This is a genomic window from Streptomyces sp. NPDC052042 (assembly GCF_044548345.1).
GTDB lineage: Bacteria > Actinomycetota > Actinomycetes > Streptomycetales > Streptomycetaceae > Streptomyces.
Genome location: NZ_JBIUBU010000013.1, coordinates 85197 through 102320, shown reverse-complemented (window position 1 = coordinate 102320; position 17124 = coordinate 85197). Strand labels below are relative to the sequence as shown.

Sequence of the window (17124 nt, the reverse complement as noted above, 5' to 3'; positions counted from 1 at the left end):
CGCACAGGTTAAAGATCAGGTTAGACGTCCAGCGGCACGGAGGTGCGCAGTGGATCGCGGAGGTCCGTGCCGTGCGAGAGCCACCGTTCCTGGAGGGCCTGCGCGCCCCTGACCCGCTTCCAGGCGGCCTCGTTGGCCGTCATCGGCAGCAGCGGCAGGAACCGCACCGGGTCCGTCCCCGGCCGGCGGGGATCCAGGTCCTCGACCAGGCCGCCCGGCTCGGCGACCAGTACGGAGCTGAACGGCGCCCCGGGCCAGAGCGGCTCGCCGACCTCCAGCGAGGCGCCGGGGGCCACGACCACCCCCTCGACCTGCGGGGAGGCGGCCAGCACCGCAAGCGGACGCAGCACCTTGTCGGTGTCGGCGCGTCCGGCGCGCACGGAGAGCAGCAGTTCGGCGCGCGGCCCCTTCACCGGGTCGGCGAGAGTGGCGGTCGGGTCCGTCATGGGGTGGGCGGACATGCCGAGTGTGGCGTAGCGCACCACATCACCGTCGACGAAGCGGAGCACCTCGATCCGGTCGGTGCCGAGGAAGGTCACCGCGGCACGCGCGTCCGGTTCGCCGAGGGCCGTCAGCAACCGGGCCTCGACCAGAGCAAGAATTTCTCCCATCCAGTGAGCATAGGACGCGTATGGAACGGGCAAAGTAAGGGATTGACCCTCGGACGGCTGATACTGTTGGCCGCTGGTCGGGACATCACGCAGAAGCGTCCCCCTGGTCCCGACGACACGTCATCCCCCACGGGGGACCGGCTGGAGGAGGTGGGGCTGCCATGGATCGAAGTCGATCGTGCAGTACGACCGCTCTTCCGCCCCACACCCTCACCTCGGTGATCTGAAGCCTTCCCAGTCAGGGTCAAGGCATCGCGTACGACGGAAGAGCACCGCCTTTCCGCTTGTCCGTAGCGACCGCCGTCTTCGCGTCGCCCCGGTGCCGCCCGCTTTGCGGACGTGAGTGCACGTCCTCGTTCCGGGCTGTTCCACGCGCCCGAGGACGGCTCTCCGTGAAGGAGTCAGCCATGTCGATGATCCGCGACCTGCGCGCCGTAGTGCGCCCGTCCCTGCGCAGGAACAACTCCATCCACAACGTCTACGACGCCACCCGCGACCCGTCCGCCCCCAGCGCGGTGGTGGACTGCGCGGTCTACCGCGACGGCCGGAGGGTGGAGAGCGGCGGCTGCCGCACCCCGCACGAGGCGATGCTCCAGGTCCGCGAGGAGGGCGGCTTCGCCTGGATCGGTCTGCACGAGCCGACCGAGGAGGAATTCGCCGGGATCGCCCGGGAGTTCGGGCTCCACCCGCTCGCCGTCGAGGACGCGGTCCACGCCCACCAGCGCCCCAAGCTGGAGCGGTACGACGACACGTTGTTCACCGTCTTCAAGACGCTCCACTACGTCGAGCACGCCGAACTCACCGCGAGCAGCGAGGTCGTGGAGACCGGCGAGGTGATGTGCTTCACCGGCCGGGACTTCGTCATCACCGTCCGGCACGGCGGCCACGGCTCGCTGCGCGCGCTGCGCCACCGGCTCCAGGACGACCCCGAACTGCTCACCAAGGGCCCCTCGGCGGTGCTGCACTCCATCGCGGACCATGTGGTCGACGGCTACATCGCGGTGGCGGGCGCCGTGCAGGAGGACATCGACGAGGTGGAGAACGAGGTCTTCTCCACCCCTGCGAAGGGCAGTCCGCGCGGCTCGGACGCGGGCCGGATCTACCAGCTGAAGCGCGAGGTCCTGGAGTTCAAGCGGGCCGTTTCGCCGCTGCTGCGACCGATGCAACTGCTGAGCGAGCGGCCGATGCGGCTGATCGACCCCGACATCCAGAAGTACTTCCGCGACGTCGCCGACCATCTGGCGCGGGTGCACGAAGAGGTCATCGGCTTCGACGAACTGCTGAACTCGATCCTCCAGGCCAGCCTCGCGCAGGCGACCGTCGCGCAGAACGAGGACATGCGCAAGATCACGTCCTGGGCAGCCATCGTCGCCGTGCCGACGATGATCTGCGGCGTGTACGGCATGAACTTCGACATGCCCGAACTGGGCTGGAAGTACGGCTATCCGATGGTGCTGGGCGTCATCGGGGTGGTCTGCTTCTCGATCCACCGCACCCTCAAGCGCAACGGCTGGCTCTGACCGGCCGTCGCCTGCGGGACCGTCCGTTGCTAATAGAGTGCGGGACATGACTGCCGCTGACGCTGACGCACCGCTGGACCGGGCCCTGGTCGAGGAGGCCACCAAGAAGTCCGGGCTCGTGTGGGTGCGCGGCACCGGGCCCGCACGCGCCCTGTGGCACGTGTGGTTCGACGGCGCGGCGTATCTGGTGGGCGACGGCCCCGGCGAGCAGCCGTTCCCACCCGGGCTCACCGACGGAGCCACCGTCGAGGTGACCGTCCGCAGCAAGGACAAGGGCGGCCGACTGGTCGCCTGGACGGCCGCCGTGACCGAGCCGGCCCCGCGCTCCGAGGAGTGGGAGGCCGCCGTCGGCGAGCTCAGGACCAAGCGGCTGAACGCGCCCGACGCGGAGCGGATGCCGGAGCGGTGGGCGCGTGAGTGCCGGGTGCTGCGCCTGACCCCCGGTGAGGTCCGTACGCGCCTGCCGGACGGCTCACTTGCCGCCGCGCCGCTGCCCACGCACGCGACCACCCGGCGGCCGGTGCCGGCCGGGCTGCCGCGGCTGCTGAAGCGCGGGCGCAAGGGCTGATCCGGGGTCGTGCGGTACGGCGGGGAGCGCCCGACGGGTCAGGCGCAGCGCCCGTGCCCCGCCCGCGCCGCCGGACACGGCGGACCCTGCCGTGGACGTGCCGCCCTCCCGTACCCGGTTCGGGCTCAGGGCGAGCTCCTGGGCAGCTGCTGCCCGTAGTCGACCGTCTCCTCCTTCGCCGGCGCCTCCAGCGGGAAGTCGCGCCCCCATTCGGACAGCATCACGGTGCCGCCCCCGCCGCCGCGCGCGAACCGCAGCGGGTACGGCGTGCCGTCCAGGGAGACGTCGAGTGTGCCGCCCTCGCCCTTGCCGCCCGTGATCTGGATGGTCCGGTTCGGCCCGACGCTCGTGCGGTCGCCCTTGTTGAGCGTGCCGTGCAGGGTGAGCACCCCGTCGAGCAGGGTGTCCTTGTCCGTGAACCCGCGCAGTTGCTTGTACGTGGGATCGTCCTCGGGCACCTTGACGTACTTGTTCTGGAGCTTGTCCGCCGCGTCCTCGCCCGCCTCCGTGTCCGCCCCGGCCCTCTCCTCGTGGCTCCAGAACGAGGCGTCCGCCTTGAGATAGAGCTCGTCACCGATCCGCAGCAGTTCGAAGGTGCTGTCCTTCGAGGCGACGGAGCCGGTGCCGCCCTTCTCTCTGAGCCGCATATCCAGCTTGTACGTGCCGCCCTTGCCGACCAGCGTCCCGGAGAGGTGCACCGCATCGGCAACGTCCGCGGCGGCCTGCGCCTTCTTCTCGATCTGCGCGGCGGTGAGCTTGCCGACGCCGTTGGTCCCCTTGTCCGGGTCCTCGCCCGCGCATGCCGTGAGAGCGGCGGACAGCCCCGCGCAGAGCACGACGGCGAGGGCGGTCCGGCGTCGGGCCCGGGCGGGCGGCACGGAAGCGGTCACAGGACGCACTGCCTCTCGTCTGCGTGGCGGTTCATCCGCGTGGCGGGGTGACAGACCGCAGCGTACCCGTGCCGATCATGCCGTCCGGCAGAGAGTCGTACGGACCGCTCCGCCGGAGCGGCACGGAGCGGCACGGGCTAGCCTGATCCCGTCATACCGGACGATTGACGGCCAAACAGGCCGGACGACGAGGTCGTCCCCGGCGGAGACGGAGGAAGGAGACGCACCATGGCGGCAGGCGCCCCCCGGGTCTTCGTCTCGCACCTCGCCGGTGCCCCGGTCTTCGACCCCACCGGCGACCAGGTGGGCCGGGTCCGCGACCTGGTCGCGATGCTGCGGGTCGGCGGACGGCCGCCCCGGCTGCTCGGCCTGGTCGTCGAGGTGCTGACCAGGCGCCGGATCTTCCTCCCGATGACCCGGGTCACGGGGATCGAGTCCGGCCAGGTCATCACCACCGGCGTGGTCAACATGCGGCGCTTCGAGCAGCGCCCGACCGAACGCCTGGTGCTGGGCGAGTTCCTGGACCGGCGCGTGCGGCTCGTGGAGACCGGCGAGGAGGTCACCGTCCTCGACGTCTCCGTCCAGCAGTTGCCGGCCCGCCGCGACTGGGAGATCGACAAGTACTTCGTGCGCCGGGGCAGGGGCGGGGCGCTGCGCCGCAAGGGCGAGACGCTCACGGTCGAGTGGTCGGCGGTCAGCGGGTTCTCGCTGGAGGAGCAGGGCCAGGGCGCCGAATCCCTGGTCGCCACGTTCGAACGGCTCCGCCCGACCGACGTGGCCAACGCGCTGCACCACCTGTCGCCGAAGCGCCGGGCGGAGGTCGCCGCCGCGCTCGACGACGAGCGGCTCGCCGACGTCCTGGAGGAACTGCCCGGGGACGACCAGGTGGAGATCATCGGCAAGCTCCAGGAGCAGCGCGCGGCCGACGTCCTGGAGGCCATGGACCCGGACGACGCGGCCGATCTGCTGTCCGAACTGCCCGAGGAGGAGAAGGAACGGCTGCTGGCCCTGATGCGCCCGGGCGACGCGGCGGACATGCGGCGCCTGATGTCGTACGAGGAGCGCACCGCGGGCGGCCTGATGACCACCGAACCGATCATCCTGCGTCCGGACGCGACGGTCGCCGACGCGCTCGCCCGGGTCCGGCAGGCGGACCTGTCCCCGGCACTCGCCGCGCAGGTGTACGTGTGCCGTTCCCCGGACGAGACCCCGACCGGCAAGTACCTGGGCACCGTCCACTTCCAGCGGCTGCTGCGCGATCCGCCGTACACCCTGGTCAGTTCGGTGGTCGACAGCGACCTCGTCCCGCTGACCCCGGACACCCCGCTGCCGGCCGTGACGAGTTATCTGGCCGCGTACAACCTGGTGTCGGTACCGGTCGTGGACGAGAGCGGCTCATTGCTCGGCGCCGTGACCGTCGACGACGTGCTCGACCATCTGCTGCCGGAGGACTGGCGGGAGGCCGACTTCCGCGGCGAGGGGGAGTCCGCCCATGGCGGGTGAGGACCGCGCGAAGGCCACGACGACCGGTGCCTCGGGCATCGTGCGCCCGCCCCGCTCCCGGTTGGACCAGCCGAGGGCCCCCCGGCCGAGGCTGCTGCCCGAGTACGACGCCGAGACATTCGGCCGGATCTCCGAACGGATCGCCCGCTTCCTGGGCACCTGGAGCTTCATCGCCTGGATGACGCTCTTCATCTTCGCGTGGCTGATGTGGAACGTCTTCGCGCCCGTGACCTGGCGGTTCGACCCGTACCCGTTCATCTTCCTGACGCTGATGCTGTCGCTCCAGGCCTCGTACGCGGCGCCGCTGATCCTGCTCGCGCAGAACCGGCAGGCCGACCGCGACCGGGTCACCTACGAGCAGGACCGCAAGCAGAACGAGCGTTCCATCGCGGACACCGAATTCCTCACCCGGGAGATCGCCGCACTGCGGATGGGCCTGGGCGAGGTCGCCACCCGCGACTGGATACGCTCCGAACTGGAGGACCTCCTGCGGGCCCTGGACGACCGGCACACCCGTTCCGCGGCCTCTACGGACGGGAGTGACGAAGACCACTGAGGATTGCTACCCGCGCGTAGCGGCGGGCGCCGCAACGCCCTCCCATCGCCCGCCACCACCCTGAACGAGCACTGCGCGCACCCTCCCACCCGTCGCCCGCCACCACCCTGAACGAGCGCTGCTCACACCCGTACTATCGAGGTATGGCTACGGAAGACGCGGTGCGCGAGGCACTGGCGACGGTGAACGACCCGGAGATCCACCGCCCGATCACCGAACTCGGCATGGTGAAATCGGTCGAGATCGGCGCTGACGGTGCGGTCGCTGTCACGGTCTATCTCACGGTCTCGGGCTGCCCGATGCGCGAGACGATCACCAAGAGCGTGACCGACGCGGTCGCCCGGGTGGAAGGCGTCTCGCGGGTCGACGTCACGCTCGACGTGATGAGCGACGAACAGCGCAAGGAGCTCGCGGCCTCGCTGCGCGGCGGTACGGCGGAGCGCGAGGTGCCGTTCGCCAAGCCGGGCTCGCTGACCCGGGTCTACGCGGTCGCGTCCGGCAAGGGCGGGGTCGGCAAGTCGTCGGTCACGGTGAACCTGGCGGCGGCGATGGCGGCCGACGGGCTCAAGGTCGGTGTCGTGGACGCCGACATCTACGGCCACAGCGTGCCCCGGATGCTCGGCGTGGGCGGGAAGCCGACCCAGGTCGAGAACATGATCATGCCGCCGGCGGCGCACGGGGTGAAGGTCATCTCCATCGGCATGTTCACCCCGGGCAACGCCCCGGTGGTGTGGCGCGGCCCGATGCTGCACCGCGCGCTCCAGCAGTTCCTCGCCGACGTGTACTGGGGCGACCTGGACATCCTGCTGCTCGACCTGCCGCCGGGCACGGGCGACATCGCGATCTCGGTCGCGCAGCTCGTACCGAACGCCGAGATCCTGGTGGTCACCACGCCGCAGCAGGCGGCGGCCGAGGTCGCCGAGCGGGCCGGCGCGATCGCCGTGCAGACGCATCAGAAGATCGCCGGTGTCGTCGAGAACATGTCGGGCATGCCGTGCCCGCACTGCGGCGAGATGGTCGACGTGTTCGGTACGGGCGGCGGCGCGAAGGTCGCGGAGGGGCTCACGCGGACGGTCGGCGCGGAGGTGCCGGTGCTCGGCTCCATCCCGATCGACGTACGACTGCGCGAGGGCGGCGACGACGGCCGGCCGGTCGTCCTGTCCGACCCCGACTCCCCGGCGGGCAAGGCGCTGCGCACCATCGCGGACAAGCTCGGCAGCCGCCGTCGCGGCCTCACGGGCATGTCGCTCGGCATCACCCCGCGCAACAAGTTCTGAGCGGTCCCCCGGCCGCCCGACGCATCCGGAACGGAGCCGTCGGGCGGCCGATGCCATCCACGGGCCGGGTCCGGCCGCGCCGCCCGCCGGTCGGGTCCGCGCAGGGCCACCGGAGGAAGCCCGCACGGCGTGCGGGCTCCGGGGCTACGCGTACGCCGTGATGTCGTCGACCATCGAGAAGCCCAGCCCGTACGCGCTCATCCCGCGCCCGTACGCGCCGATGTACACCTTGTCGGGCGCCGCTCCCGCCAGCACCCAGCCGAACTCCGACTCGCGGTAGTGGAACGGGACCGGGACACCGTCCACCGGGAGGGACAGCGTCGACCACGCGGGCCCGTCCAGGACGTCGGCGAGCTCGAACGCCGTCTCCGTCTGCTGGCTCAGCCAGTCGTCGCGCAGCGCGTGGTCCAGTTGGGCGGGCCAGGTGCAGGCGAGCAACCCGGACCCGGCCAGCCAGGCGGCGGAGGAGACCGTGGTCGCGTCCAGCCGACCGGTGCCGTCGCCGCTGCGCCGTTCCGGGCTGCGGGCCACCGTCACGACGACCGCGAACCGCCGTTTCTCGGCCTCCGCGTCGGCGCGCACCGTCGGCTCGTCGCCGTGGCCGATGGAGCCGTGCCGCACCAGACCGTCCGCCGCCGCGCCGATCTGCATCAGCCGACGCGGCCCGGTGAAGGCCCCGTCCAGTCCGTACCAGGGAAACGGGGCGGCCAGAAAACCATCGACCGTGCGCCGGGCAGCCGACGTCGCCTCGGCGGTGACTGTGCCCGGCGCGTCTTCCGCGCCCACCCGACTGGTCGTCTCCATCTGCCCGGCCGCCTCCTCGATCCATGGGGTCCGGTGCGGCCCGCCCCCCGCGGGCGTCCTCACAACCGGACAGATGGAGAATAGCCATACCGTCCGGTCGACCCGGGATTGACCGTCGTCAGGTGGCGTCGGCGTCGAACGGCGGGTAGTCGTCCTTCGCGGGCTGCGGACGCTTCTTGAGCAGGTCCGGAGTACCGGTGGAACCGGCCGCCGAACCACTCGGCGCGTCGCTGCGGGCATCGGCCGATTCCACCGCGGCGGGCTCCCGCCCGTTCACCGTGTCGGCAACCTCGGACAGGTCCTTGCGCAGGTCGAAGCTGTCGCGGATCTCCTTCAGCCCGAGTTCGTCGCCGCCCGCCGCGAGCTGCTTGCGGACGAATGTCTTGGGGTTGAGGTCCTCGAACTCGAAGTCCTTGAACTCCGGGCCCAGCTCCGCGCGGATGTCCTCCTTGGCGCTCTCCGAGAACTCACGGACCTTGCGGATGAAGCGCGAGGCGTCCTGGATGACCTTGGGCAGCTTGTCCGGGCCGAAGATCAGCATGCCCATGATCGCGAGCGTCAACAGCTCCATGACGCCTATGTCGTTGAACACCTTGTCGCTCCTCGTGTTCTCCGCGACCAGGGCGGTTGCGGTCCGGACCCGCCCCACGGTACCCGCCGGGGCGGTCCGCACGATAGCGCCCCCACGGCCATCAGCCTCCGGTGGCCGACCCGAGCGTCACGGACATGGACAGCTCTTTGCCCCCGCGGGTCAGCCCGAGGTCCAGCCGGTCGCCGGGCCGGTGCGCCCGGATCTTCACGATCAGTTCCTCGCCGCTGTGCACCCGGTGGCCGCCGATCTCGGTGATGATGTCCCCCGGCCTGATCCCCGCCTTGGCCCCGGGCCCGCCGGGCGTCACCGCGGGCTTCCCCTCCGCGCCCCGCTCCCCGACCTTGGCGCCGTCGCCGGTGTACTTCATGTCCAGCGTGACGCCGATCACCGGGTGCGTGGCCCGTCCGGTGTTGATCAGCTCCTCGGCGACGCGCTTGCCCTGGTTGATCGGTATGGCGAAGCCGAGGCCGATGGACCCCGACTGCCCGCCGTCGGTGCCCGAACCGCCGTCGGCGGCGCGGATGGCGCTGTTGATGCCTATGACGTGGGCACCGGCGTCGACCAGGGGTCCGCCGGAGTTGCCGGGGTTGATCGGGGCGTCGGTCTGCAGCGCGTCGACGTAGCTGATGTCGCTGCCGTCGCCCTTCTCCCCGCCCGCGGTGATCGGGCGGTCCTTGGCGCTGATGATGCCGGAGGTGACGGTGTTGGACAGTTCGAAGGGGGCGCCGATGGCCACCACGGGGTCGCCGACCCGCACGTTGTCGGAGTTGCCCAACGGCAGCGGTTTGAGGTTGGAGACGCCTCTGACCTTGACCACCGCGAGGTCGTAGCCGCTGTCCTTGCCGATGACCTCGGCGCGCGCGGTCTCGCCGCCGCTGAACGTCACGGTGATCCGGCCGGAGGAGCCCGCCGGGGCCACGACGTGGTTGTTGGTGAGGATGTGGCCCGATTTGTCGAGTACGAAGCCGGTGCCCGTGCCGGCCTCGCCGGTCCCGCTGACATGGAGCGTGACCACGCTGGGCAGGGCGCTGGCGGCGATGCCCGCGACGCTGTCGGGGGCCCGGCCGCCGTCGCTCCGGGCGGCCTGCGGAAGCTCGACCCGGGTGAGGCCGCCGTTGCGCTCGACGTAGGCGCCGACCCCGCCGCCGATCCCGCCCGCCACCAGGGCGAGGAGGAGCGCACCGACGAGGGCGGAGCCCCGGCGGTTCTTCTTGCGGCCGGTGTCGGCCCCGAGCGGCGGGCCGGGGTGGGTCAGCGGCTGACGGGGGGTGGGGGCGGCCCAGGGGTCGTACTGGAGCCACTGCGTCGGCTGCGCGGGCTGTGCCGCGTGCGGGGGCGGGGGCGGGGGCGTGAAGCCGGTCGCCGCCGCGTTGTGGATGCCCGCGCCGTCCGTTCCCGTATAGGCCGGGGGCACGGGGGTGCCGTGCGCCGGAGTCGGGACCGGGCGCTGCACGGGGGGCGCCGGCGCCCAGGGGCCGGGCTCCCCGTACGGAGGGGTCCGGTACTCGTCGGGTTCGTGCAGCGGTCGCATCGGCCGCGCGTCCGGTGCGGGCGCCGCGGATTCGGCCGCGGAAGCCGAGAGGCCGGCCTGGGACGGGGGCCCGGTCGGGGGCGCCTCCATGGCGGCCGTTCCCTGCGGGTCGGCGTGCGGCGCGGCATCCTCCGGGGAAGGCGACCCTTCCGGCGCCGTGCGGGACGTCCCCATCGGCGTGGGCCGGCTCCACCACTTCGCCTTCGGCTCGGTGGACTTCCCGTCTTCCATGCTCTCCCCGCAACTGCCGCGACCGGCCTGTGCGCCCCGGGCGGGGCGCCCTCCCGGAACTCCACCCGGAATTCAACCAGGTTTGCGATTGTCTGCGCAGACCTTGTCCGTGTCCGCACGGGCCTCGTCCGCACGGGCCCCGCTCAGCCCCGGGTGCGGTTCACCGCCGGGACGGCAGGGGCATGACCTCGTCCTCGGCGGCCGGGAAGGCCGAGGCGGGAGGCGGGGTCCAGGGCGGCTGCGCGGACGGCGCCGTCGGCGACGGCGTCGCGGCGAGTCGGCCCAGCACCCGGGCGAGGAGCGGGGTGGTGGTACCGGTCGGGCGTATCAGCGACGGGGCCGACACATTGGTCAGGACCTGGACGTCGAGGGTGTTGCGCGGAAGGCCGGGGAGACCGTAGGGGTCCGGGAGGCCCGTGAGACCGCCGGTGGAGAGCACGGGGGCCGCATAGGGCACCGTCGGGGCGGGCTCCGGCAGCGGCGGGGCCGTGGGGATGCCGACGCGGTCGTACGCCTCCGTCGTGGTGGGGGCGCTCTGGCCGCTGCCGCCGCGACGGCTCACCGAGCCGCTGTTCTCCCCGCGGGAGGTGTCGATCGGGGTCACGGTGTTTCCGCCGCCCGCCGCTCTGACCGGGGTGTTGGTGCCGGCCCCCGCCTGCAGGGCCCCGCCCAGGGCGATGGCCGCCAGCGACACGGCGCCGGCGGCGGCGAACGCGAACCTCCGACCGCGCGACGCCGCCCGGTCCGCCTCGCGGCCGACCTCATGGATCCGGAAGCCCGTACGGGGCGACCCGACGGGCAGCCGGAAGCCCTCGCGGGAGGATCCGCGGGGAAGGACGGCGGTCGCCCCGGGCCGGTCCGGGAAGTAGCCGAAAGCGCCCAGGCCCGAATCCCGCCCGGCGTCCCCGGGCCGGCCGGACGGCTCGATCGGAGGGAGGAATCCGTCGGCGAACCGTCCGGAACCGCCGAACGGTCCTCCTCGGCCGTCTCCGTCGTTCCCGAAACCCCCGGGAAGGCCCTGCAGCCGGGCGAGGAACCCCTCGGAAGGCGACGGCGGGGCGGACTGCGCGAAGACGCTCTTCAGACGGCGCTGGGCCGCCGCCTCGGCCTTGCACTTGGCGCAGGTCGCCAGGTGGGCCAGCACCCGCTCGCGCGCGTCGTGTTTCAGCTCGCCGTCGACAAGCGCGGCGAGCCGGTCCCCCAGATGCTGCTCCGCGGGGGTCGGGCTCATGCCGCTCACGCCGTTCCGCCCTCCCCGGCCAGGACCGCGCCCGCCAGCGACGGCCGCTCGACGCGTCGGGCATCGGGCGAGCGGTGCTGCAGCGCCTTGCGCAGATGCGAGCGGCCGCGGTGGATGCGGCTGCGCACGGTGCCGAGCTTCACACCCAGCGTGGCGGCGATCTCCTCGTACGAAAGACCCTCGATGTCGCAGAGCACCACGGCGGCACGGAACTCGGGCGCGAGGGTGTCCAGTGCCTGCTGCACGTCCGCGTCGAAGTGGGCGTCGTTGAAGACCTGCTGCGGGGACGGCTCGCGGCTCGGCAGCCGCTCGGCGGCGTCGTCGCCGAGGGAGTCGAAACGGATCCGCTGCTTGCGGCGGACCATGTCCAGGAACAGGTTGGTCGTGATGCGGTGCAGCCAGCCCTCGAACGTCCCCGGCGTGTAGGTCGACAGGGACCGGAACACGCGGACGAAGACCTCCTGCGTGAGGTCCTCCGCGTCGTGCTGGTTGCCCGTGAGGCGGTAGGCGAGACGGTAGACGCGGCCGCTGTGCGTGCTGACGATCTCTTCCCATGAGGGCGGTGTCCACGCCTGGGAGTCCGCATGGGAAGCGAAGGTCGCGGTCGGCGCGGAGTCAGTGGAAGAACGGTCAGCGATGTCGGTCACGGATTTCGGCTCACCCGCCGACCTGAGAAAGCGCCGCAGCACTCCTCCCCGATCCGCAGGCGCAGCCGCACCTCCCCTATCGGCTCTGGTGGTGTCCAGCGGAGCCCCTACCATAGCCACCTCGCCCGTTAGTTCCGGATAAGCCTTTTTCCTTCCGGGGCCGGGGATCTCCCCGGAACCGCAGGCCCGCGGCTCCCGGCCCGGTCCTGCGGGCCGTTTTCCACGTGCTCTCCCCGGTCCCGTACAACGTCCGGTCCCATCTGCGGGTTCCCGCGCGCAGCGGATACAGTCACCGTTGCGCCAACTACGGGGACAGGAGAGGGTCATTACCGCCAACCGGCAGACGAGCTGGGCGTTCGCCGACGCCTTTGTCGCCGAGGACGAAGCGATGCTCTGGGCCAGAGACCGGGCCCGGGAGACAGGACTCCGCCCGGTGTCACCGGCCACCGGTGCCGCGCTGCGCTTGCTCGCTGCCACCACGGACGCCAAAGCCGTGGCCGAAATCGGCACCGGAACGGGTGTCTCCGGACTCTATCTGCTGTACGGAATGCGGCCCGACGGGGTGCTCACCACGGTGGACCCGGAGCCCGAGCGCCAGCAGTTCGCCCGTGAGGCGTTCCGCGCGGCCGGCTTCGCCGCCAACCGGGCACGCTTCATCCCCGGGCGCGCCCTGGACGTGCTGCCGCGGCTCGCGGACGGCGGCTACGACCTGGTGTTCTGCGACGGGGACCGGCTGGAGTGCCTGGACTACCTCGCCGAATCGCTGCGTCTGCTGCGCCCCGGCGGCCTGGTCTGCTTCGAGGGCGTCTTCGCGGACGGCCGGACGGTCGACGCGGCGGCACAGCCCGCGGAGGTGCTGCGGCTGCGGGAGCTGCTGCGGGCGGTGCGGGAGAGCCAGGAGCTGATGGCGACGTTGCTGCCGGTGGGCAACGGACTGCTGTGCGCGGTGCGGCGCGGCTGACGGCGCGCACCCGACCGACACGACCGATCAGGTCCGGACACGGTGGGAGACGGCCGCACAGGCCGGGTCACATCCGGCCGTGCGAGGACCGGGCAACCGCGGCAGCGGGGCGGCGGCAGGACGGACGGCGGTCACCACGGAACCACGCACGGCGGTACCGACGCCCCGGGAAACCGGCCACAACACGTCACTGCCCCGGCACGGGTGACCGTACCGGGGCAGTGACGAAAGTGTGGGTGCCTCTGCTTCAGCCGACGACTTTCTTGAGAGCGTCACCGAGCGCATCGGCCTCATCCGGTGTCAGCTCCACGACAAGCCGACCGCCGCCTTCGAGCGGAACGCGCATGACGATGCCCCGCCCCTCCTTGGTCACCTCGAGCGGGCCATCACCCGTCCGCGGCTTCATGGCCGCCATGCTCGTTCCCCTTCCTGAAACCAGCTCGTCGCAACCGGCGGCCCCATGACAGGCGCTGTGTCACCGGCATCGAACACATTGCTTCCTGGCCATTATCCCGCATCACAGACCCCGATGACCAACATCGGTAGGCATCGCTTGCGCAACGCGCGCTCTCAAAACCACCCAATTCGGCGATCGGGCTGCGATACTCCTTCACTTCGTCCCCTCACCGGAACGCGGACGAGCACGATTGTTAGACGCAGGTCACATGTTCGCCCGTGCCCCGGTCGGCCATGCTTGCCCGGACAACACATCGTCCGAGGCGCAGAAGGAGACAGCGAAATGGCCGACGAGACGGCGAACAGCGTGCTCTACGAGGTGGGCGACGGACTCGCGACGATCACGATCAACCGCCCCGGGGCGATGAACGCCCTGGACACCGCGGTCAAGGTGGCACTGCGCGACGCGCTGCGGTCCGCGGCGGCCGACACCGCCGTACGGGCCGTACTGCTCACCGCGACGGGGCGCGCCTTCTGCGTGGGCCAGGATCTGAAGGAACACGTCGGAAAGCTCGAAGAGGTCCGTGCGTCCGGCGGCGGCAACGCCCTGAGCACCGTGCGGGAGCACTACAACCCGATCGTGCGGGCCATCGCGGAGATGCCCAAACCGGTCGTGGCCGGGGTGAACGGCGTCGCCGCCGGAGCCGGTTTCGGTTTCGCGCTCGCCTGCGACTACCGGGTGGTCGCGGACACCGCCTCCTTCAACACGTCCTTCGCCGGGGTCGCGCTCACCGCCGACTCGGGCGTCTCCTGGACGCTGCCCCGGCTGATCGGGCAGAGCCGTGCCGCCGATCTGCTGCTCTTCCCGCGTTCGATCTCCGCGCGAGAGGCGCACGAGCTGGGCATCGTGAACAAGCTGGTGCCCGCCGCCGACCTGGCGGCCGAGGCGGTCGCCGTGGCCCGCGCCCTGGCCTCCGGTCCGACGGTGGCGTACGCCTCGCTCAAGGAATCCCTGGCCTACGGCTCGACCCACAGCCTGGTCGAGACGCTGGAGAAGGAGGACGAGCTCCAGACGAAGGCGGGCGTGTCCGAGGACCACGCGATCGCAGTGCGGGCGTTCCTGGACAAGAAGAAGCCGGAGTACCTCGGCCGGTGACCGGCTGACGGGCCCCCGCCCGTTCGCCTGTGCGGCCCCCTCCGCGTGTCCGGCCCTGCGAGGGAACGGGCCGGTCGGTCCGGTCGGTCCGGGACGGGACGGGGCGGTCCGGTCCGGGACGGGCCGGTCGGTCCGGGACGGGGCGGTCCGGGCTCCTGGACCCCCGGTCCGCCGGTGGCCGGACCGGCCCGCCGGGACCGGGTGGCGCAGGGCCCCGGCGCAGGGCGGAACCGTCCGCCGGTCGGCGGCCGGGACCGACCGGGCGTCCGTGACCGGCCGCCCCCTGTGGTCAGGAGGCCGGGCCGCGCACTCCGGTGCCGCGCGCCACGCAGTCGGCCAGATGGTCGTCGACCAGGCCGCACGCCTGCATCAGGGCGTAGGCCGTCGTCGGGCCGATGAATCGCAGGCCGCGCTTCTTGAGGTCCTTGGCGAGCGCCGTGGACTCCGGGGTGACCGCGGGGACGTCCTGAACGGTGCGCGGGGCCGGGCGGCCGACCGGATCGGGGGCGTGGGACCAGATCAGCTCGTCCAGCTCGCCCTCGCCCCAGCCCGCCAGCACCCGGGCGTTGGCGAGGGTGGCCACGACCTTCGCCCGGTTGCGGATGATCCCGGTGTCGGCGAGGAGGCGGTCCTTGTCGGCGTCGGTGAACTCCGCCACGGCGGAGATCTTGAACCCGGAGAAGGCGGAGCGGAAGCCCTCCCGGCGGCGCAGGATCGTCAGCCAGGAAAGGCCCGACTGGAACGCCTCCAGGCTGAGCCGCTCGAAGAGGGCGTCGTCGCCGTGGACCGGACGGCCCCATTCGGTGTCGTGGTACGCGAGGTAGTCCTCGGTGGAGAGTCCCCACGGGCAGCGCGCGCCGCCGTCCGGTGCCGTCACCGTGCCGCCGTTCATCGCCGGGGCTCCTCTCCGGGGTGCTCCGCCCGCCGGGAATCGTGCCCCCGGGGGTCGCTCTGCTGGGTGTCGTGCTGCCGCGAGGTGTGCTGCCGATGCTCGGGCCAGGGGTCCCGGCGCATCGCTCCCGTGGCGTCGGCGTCCGGCACGGCGGCGTCCCACGGCGACTCCGAACGCTCGTCGGGCCGCTCCCGGTCCTCCCGGGCCACCTCCTCGGAACGCTCCGGCGCCGGCTGCGGACCGTCCTCCGGCCGTTCGAGGAGGGCGGGGCCGCCGACCGCGGTCGCCTGCGCACCGGCCAGTGCCGACTCCAGCTCCGCGATCCGCGCGTCCCGCTCGGCGAGTTCGGCGCCGAGCCGGTCGAGCGCCTCGTCGACGTCCGTCATGCGGTAGCCGCGCACGGCGACCGGCAGCCGCAGCGCCTCGACATCCGCGCGGCCGACCGGGCGCGTCGCGGGCAGCGGGTCGGTCAGCCGCTCCGGGGCCACGTCCTGGAGGACGGCTTCCTTTCCTCCGCCGACCACCGCGAGGGTGACCGCGGCCACGACCACCACCATCGTCAGCAGCAAGAACCAGAACACGCGCTTCTCCCCTGGGAGCGGAAACCTGTCCGGGTCCGATCGTGCCACGCGCCACCGACAACCGGTGCCGCGTCCCATGTCCGCACCCCCACCGCCCCCTCCCCCGCCGGGGCGGCCGTACCTCCGTCGGCTCCCCGCCGTCGTGCATCCGGCGGCTCCCCGTCCGAGCGGTCCTGCGGCTTCTCGTCCGCGGCCCCGTACCGGGTGAGGGGCTAGGGTCGCAGGCGACCACGGACGATCTACGACCACGGGCGATCTACCAGAGGAGAAACGCGGGATGCGAAGCGGTGCGCTCAGGCTGGGACGGCGCGAGTTCGGCGTCCACGAGCCGGTGATCATGGCGATCGTGAACCGTACTCCGGACTCCTTCTACGACCAGGGCGCCACGTTCCAGGACGAGCCCGCGCTGGCCCGGGTCGAGCAGGCGATCGCGGACGGGGCGGCGATCGTCGACATCGGCGGGGTGAAGGCCGGTCCCGGCGCGGAGGTGACCGCCGAGGAGGAGGCCCGCCGCACGGTCGGCTTCGTCGCGGAGGTGCGACGCCGCCACCCGGACGTGGTGATCAGCGTCGACACCTGGCGCCACGACGTCGGCGAGGCGGTCTGCGAGGCCGGAGCGGACGTGCTGAACGACGCGTGGGGCGGCGTCGACCCGAAGCTCGCGGAGGTCGCCGCGCGGTACGGCGCCGGTCTGGTGTGCACGCACGCGGGCGGCGCCGAGCCCCGGACCAGGCCGCACCGGGTCGCGTACGACGACGTGATGGCGGACATCCTGCGGGTGACGGTGGGGCTGGCCGAGCGGGCGGTCGAGCTCGGGGTGCGGCCGGACGGGATCATGATCGACCCCGGGCACGACTTCGGGAAGAACACCCGGCACTCCCTGGAGGCGACGCGCAGGCTCGGCGAGATGACGGAGACCGGCTGGCCGGTCCTGGTATCGCTGTCCAACAAGGACTTCGTGGGCGAGACGCTCGACCGGCCGGTCAAGGAGCGGCTGATCGGGACGCTCGCGACGACGGCCGTGTCGACGTGGCTGGGGGCGCGGGTGTACCGGGTGCACGAGGTCGCGGAGACCCGCCAGGTGCTGGACATGGTCACGTCGATCGCGGGGCACCGGGAGCCCGCGGTGGCCCGGCGCGGACTGGCCTGACGGACCGGTGGCGGACCG

17 protein-coding genes and 1 pseudogene are annotated in these 17124 nt (G+C 72.2%); 8 read left to right on the top strand and 10 right to left on the bottom strand.

Features of this window, described 5'->3' with window-relative positions; genetic code table 11:
* Window positions 1-20 precede the first annotated feature (20 nt).
* Entirely contained in the window at window positions 21-611 is a 591-nt protein-coding gene (locus tag ACIHCL_RS21855) for a suppressor of fused domain protein (RefSeq protein ID WP_399864088.1), read from the bottom strand.
* A gap of 407 nt (window positions 612-1018) precedes the next feature.
* Between ACIHCL_RS21855 and ACIHCL_RS21850 the strand changes: the two genes are divergently transcribed.
* Window positions 1019-2131 carry a magnesium and cobalt transport protein CorA gene (locus ACIHCL_RS21850; protein ID WP_399864086.1) on the top strand — a complete coding sequence of 371 codons (1113 nt, stop codon included), beginning with the start codon at window positions 1019-1021 and terminating at the stop codon, window positions 2129-2131.
* A 46-nt stretch (window positions 2132-2177) separates the two neighbouring features.
* Entirely contained in the window at window positions 2178-2699 is a 522-nt protein-coding gene (locus ACIHCL_RS21845) for a hypothetical protein (RefSeq protein ID WP_399864085.1), read from the top strand.
* Window positions 2700-2824: 125 nt separating this feature from the next.
* Here ACIHCL_RS21845 and ACIHCL_RS21840 read toward each other — a convergent pair whose 3' ends face one another.
* The gene (locus ACIHCL_RS21840) at window positions 2825-3589 is read right to left on the bottom strand and encodes a hypothetical protein (protein ID WP_399864083.1); all 765 of its coding nucleotides are present in this window, start codon (window positions 3587-3589) and stop codon (window positions 2825-2827) included.
* A 228-nt stretch (window positions 3590-3817) separates the two neighbouring features.
* Here ACIHCL_RS21840 and ACIHCL_RS21835 point away from each other — a divergent pair, with 228 nt between their 5' ends.
* From ACIHCL_RS21835 to ACIHCL_RS21825, 3 genes are all read left to right on the top strand, one after another.
* A complete protein-coding gene (locus tag ACIHCL_RS21835) occupies window positions 3818-5092 on the top strand; it encodes a magnesium transporter MgtE N-terminal domain-containing protein (RefSeq protein WP_399864082.1) in 1275 nt (424 codons plus the stop codon).
* Window positions 5082-5648, top strand: coding sequence for a DUF1003 domain-containing protein (locus ACIHCL_RS21830; protein WP_399864080.1), 567 nt, complete (start codon window positions 5082-5084; stop codon window positions 5646-5648). The genes ACIHCL_RS21835 and ACIHCL_RS21830 overlap by 11 nt, the downstream gene beginning before the upstream one ends.
* A 143-nt stretch (window positions 5649-5791) precedes the next feature.
* On the top strand, window positions 5792-6925 hold the full coding sequence (locus tag ACIHCL_RS21825) for an Mrp/NBP35 family ATP-binding protein (RefSeq protein ID WP_399864079.1): 1134 nt from the start codon (window positions 5792-5794) through the stop codon (window positions 6923-6925).
* 144 nt (window positions 6926-7069) lie between these two features.
* Here ACIHCL_RS21825 and ACIHCL_RS21820 read toward each other — a convergent pair whose 3' ends face one another.
* The 5 genes from ACIHCL_RS21820 to sigE form a co-directional block, all read right to left on the bottom strand.
* Window positions 7070-7729: a hypothetical protein gene (locus tag ACIHCL_RS21820; RefSeq protein ID WP_399864078.1), complete on the bottom strand. Its 660-nt coding sequence runs from the start codon at window positions 7727-7729 to the stop codon at window positions 7070-7072.
* Window positions 7730-7847: 118 nt separating this feature from the next.
* Complete coding sequence (locus tag ACIHCL_RS21815) at window positions 7848-8321, bottom strand: sec-independent translocase (RefSeq protein WP_399864077.1); 474 nt, start codon at window positions 8319-8321, stop codon at window positions 7848-7850.
* 100 nt (window positions 8322-8421) lie between these two features.
* Window positions 8422-10083 carry a trypsin-like peptidase domain-containing protein gene (locus ACIHCL_RS21810; RefSeq protein WP_399864075.1) on the bottom strand — a complete coding sequence of 554 codons (1662 nt, stop codon included), beginning with the start codon at window positions 10081-10083 and terminating at the stop codon, window positions 8422-8424.
* Window positions 10084-10243: 160 nt separating this feature from the next.
* Window positions 10244-11323: a zf-HC2 domain-containing protein gene (locus tag ACIHCL_RS21805; RefSeq protein ID WP_399864073.1), complete on the bottom strand. Its 1080-nt coding sequence runs from the start codon at window positions 11321-11323 to the stop codon at window positions 10244-10246.
* On the bottom strand, window positions 11320-12084 hold the full coding sequence (gene sigE, locus ACIHCL_RS21800) for an RNA polymerase sigma factor SigE (RefSeq protein ID WP_399864071.1): 765 nt from the start codon (window positions 12082-12084) through the stop codon (window positions 11320-11322). Before sigE ends, ACIHCL_RS21805 begins: the two co-directional genes overlap by 4 nt.
* A 181-nt stretch (window positions 12085-12265) precedes the next feature.
* On the opposite strand from sigE, the gene ACIHCL_RS21795 reads away from it, so the two are divergent.
* Complete coding sequence (locus tag ACIHCL_RS21795; RefSeq protein ID WP_399864070.1) at window positions 12266-12931, top strand: O-methyltransferase; 666 nt, start codon at window positions 12266-12268, stop codon at window positions 12929-12931.
* 247 nt (window positions 12932-13178) lie between these two features.
* Here ACIHCL_RS21795 and ACIHCL_RS21790 read toward each other — a convergent pair whose 3' ends face one another.
* Complete coding sequence (locus ACIHCL_RS21790; RefSeq protein ID WP_003966491.1) at window positions 13179-13346, bottom strand: DUF3117 domain-containing protein; 168 nt, start codon at window positions 13344-13346, stop codon at window positions 13179-13181.
* A gap of 324 nt (window positions 13347-13670) precedes the next feature.
* On the opposite strand from ACIHCL_RS21790, the gene ACIHCL_RS21785 reads away from it, so the two are divergent.
* On the top strand, window positions 13671-14483 hold the full coding sequence (locus tag ACIHCL_RS21785) for an enoyl-CoA hydratase/isomerase family protein (RefSeq protein ID WP_399864069.1): 813 nt from the start codon (window positions 13671-13673) through the stop codon (window positions 14481-14483).
* A gap of 289 nt (window positions 14484-14772) precedes the next feature.
* On the opposite strand, the gene ACIHCL_RS21780 is transcribed toward ACIHCL_RS21785, so the two are convergent.
* Both ACIHCL_RS21780 and ACIHCL_RS21775 read right to left on the bottom strand, forming a co-directional pair.
* Window positions 14773-15375 carry a DNA-3-methyladenine glycosylase I gene (locus tag ACIHCL_RS21780; RefSeq protein ID WP_399864068.1) on the bottom strand — a complete coding sequence of 201 codons (603 nt, stop codon included), beginning with the start codon at window positions 15373-15375 and terminating at the stop codon, window positions 14773-14775.
* 188 nt (window positions 15376-15563) lie between these two features.
* Window positions 15564-15956 (bottom strand): annotated as a pseudogene (locus tag ACIHCL_RS21775) (DivIVA domain-containing protein); the annotation flags it as partial.
* A gap of 277 nt (window positions 15957-16233) precedes the next feature.
* On the opposite strand from ACIHCL_RS21775, the gene folP reads away from it, so the two are divergent.
* The gene (folP, locus tag ACIHCL_RS21770; protein ID WP_399864067.1) at window positions 16234-17106 is read left to right on the top strand and encodes a dihydropteroate synthase; all 873 of its coding nucleotides are present in this window, start codon (window positions 16234-16236) and stop codon (window positions 17104-17106) included.
* The last annotated feature ends 18 nt before the right edge of the window (window positions 17107-17124 follow it).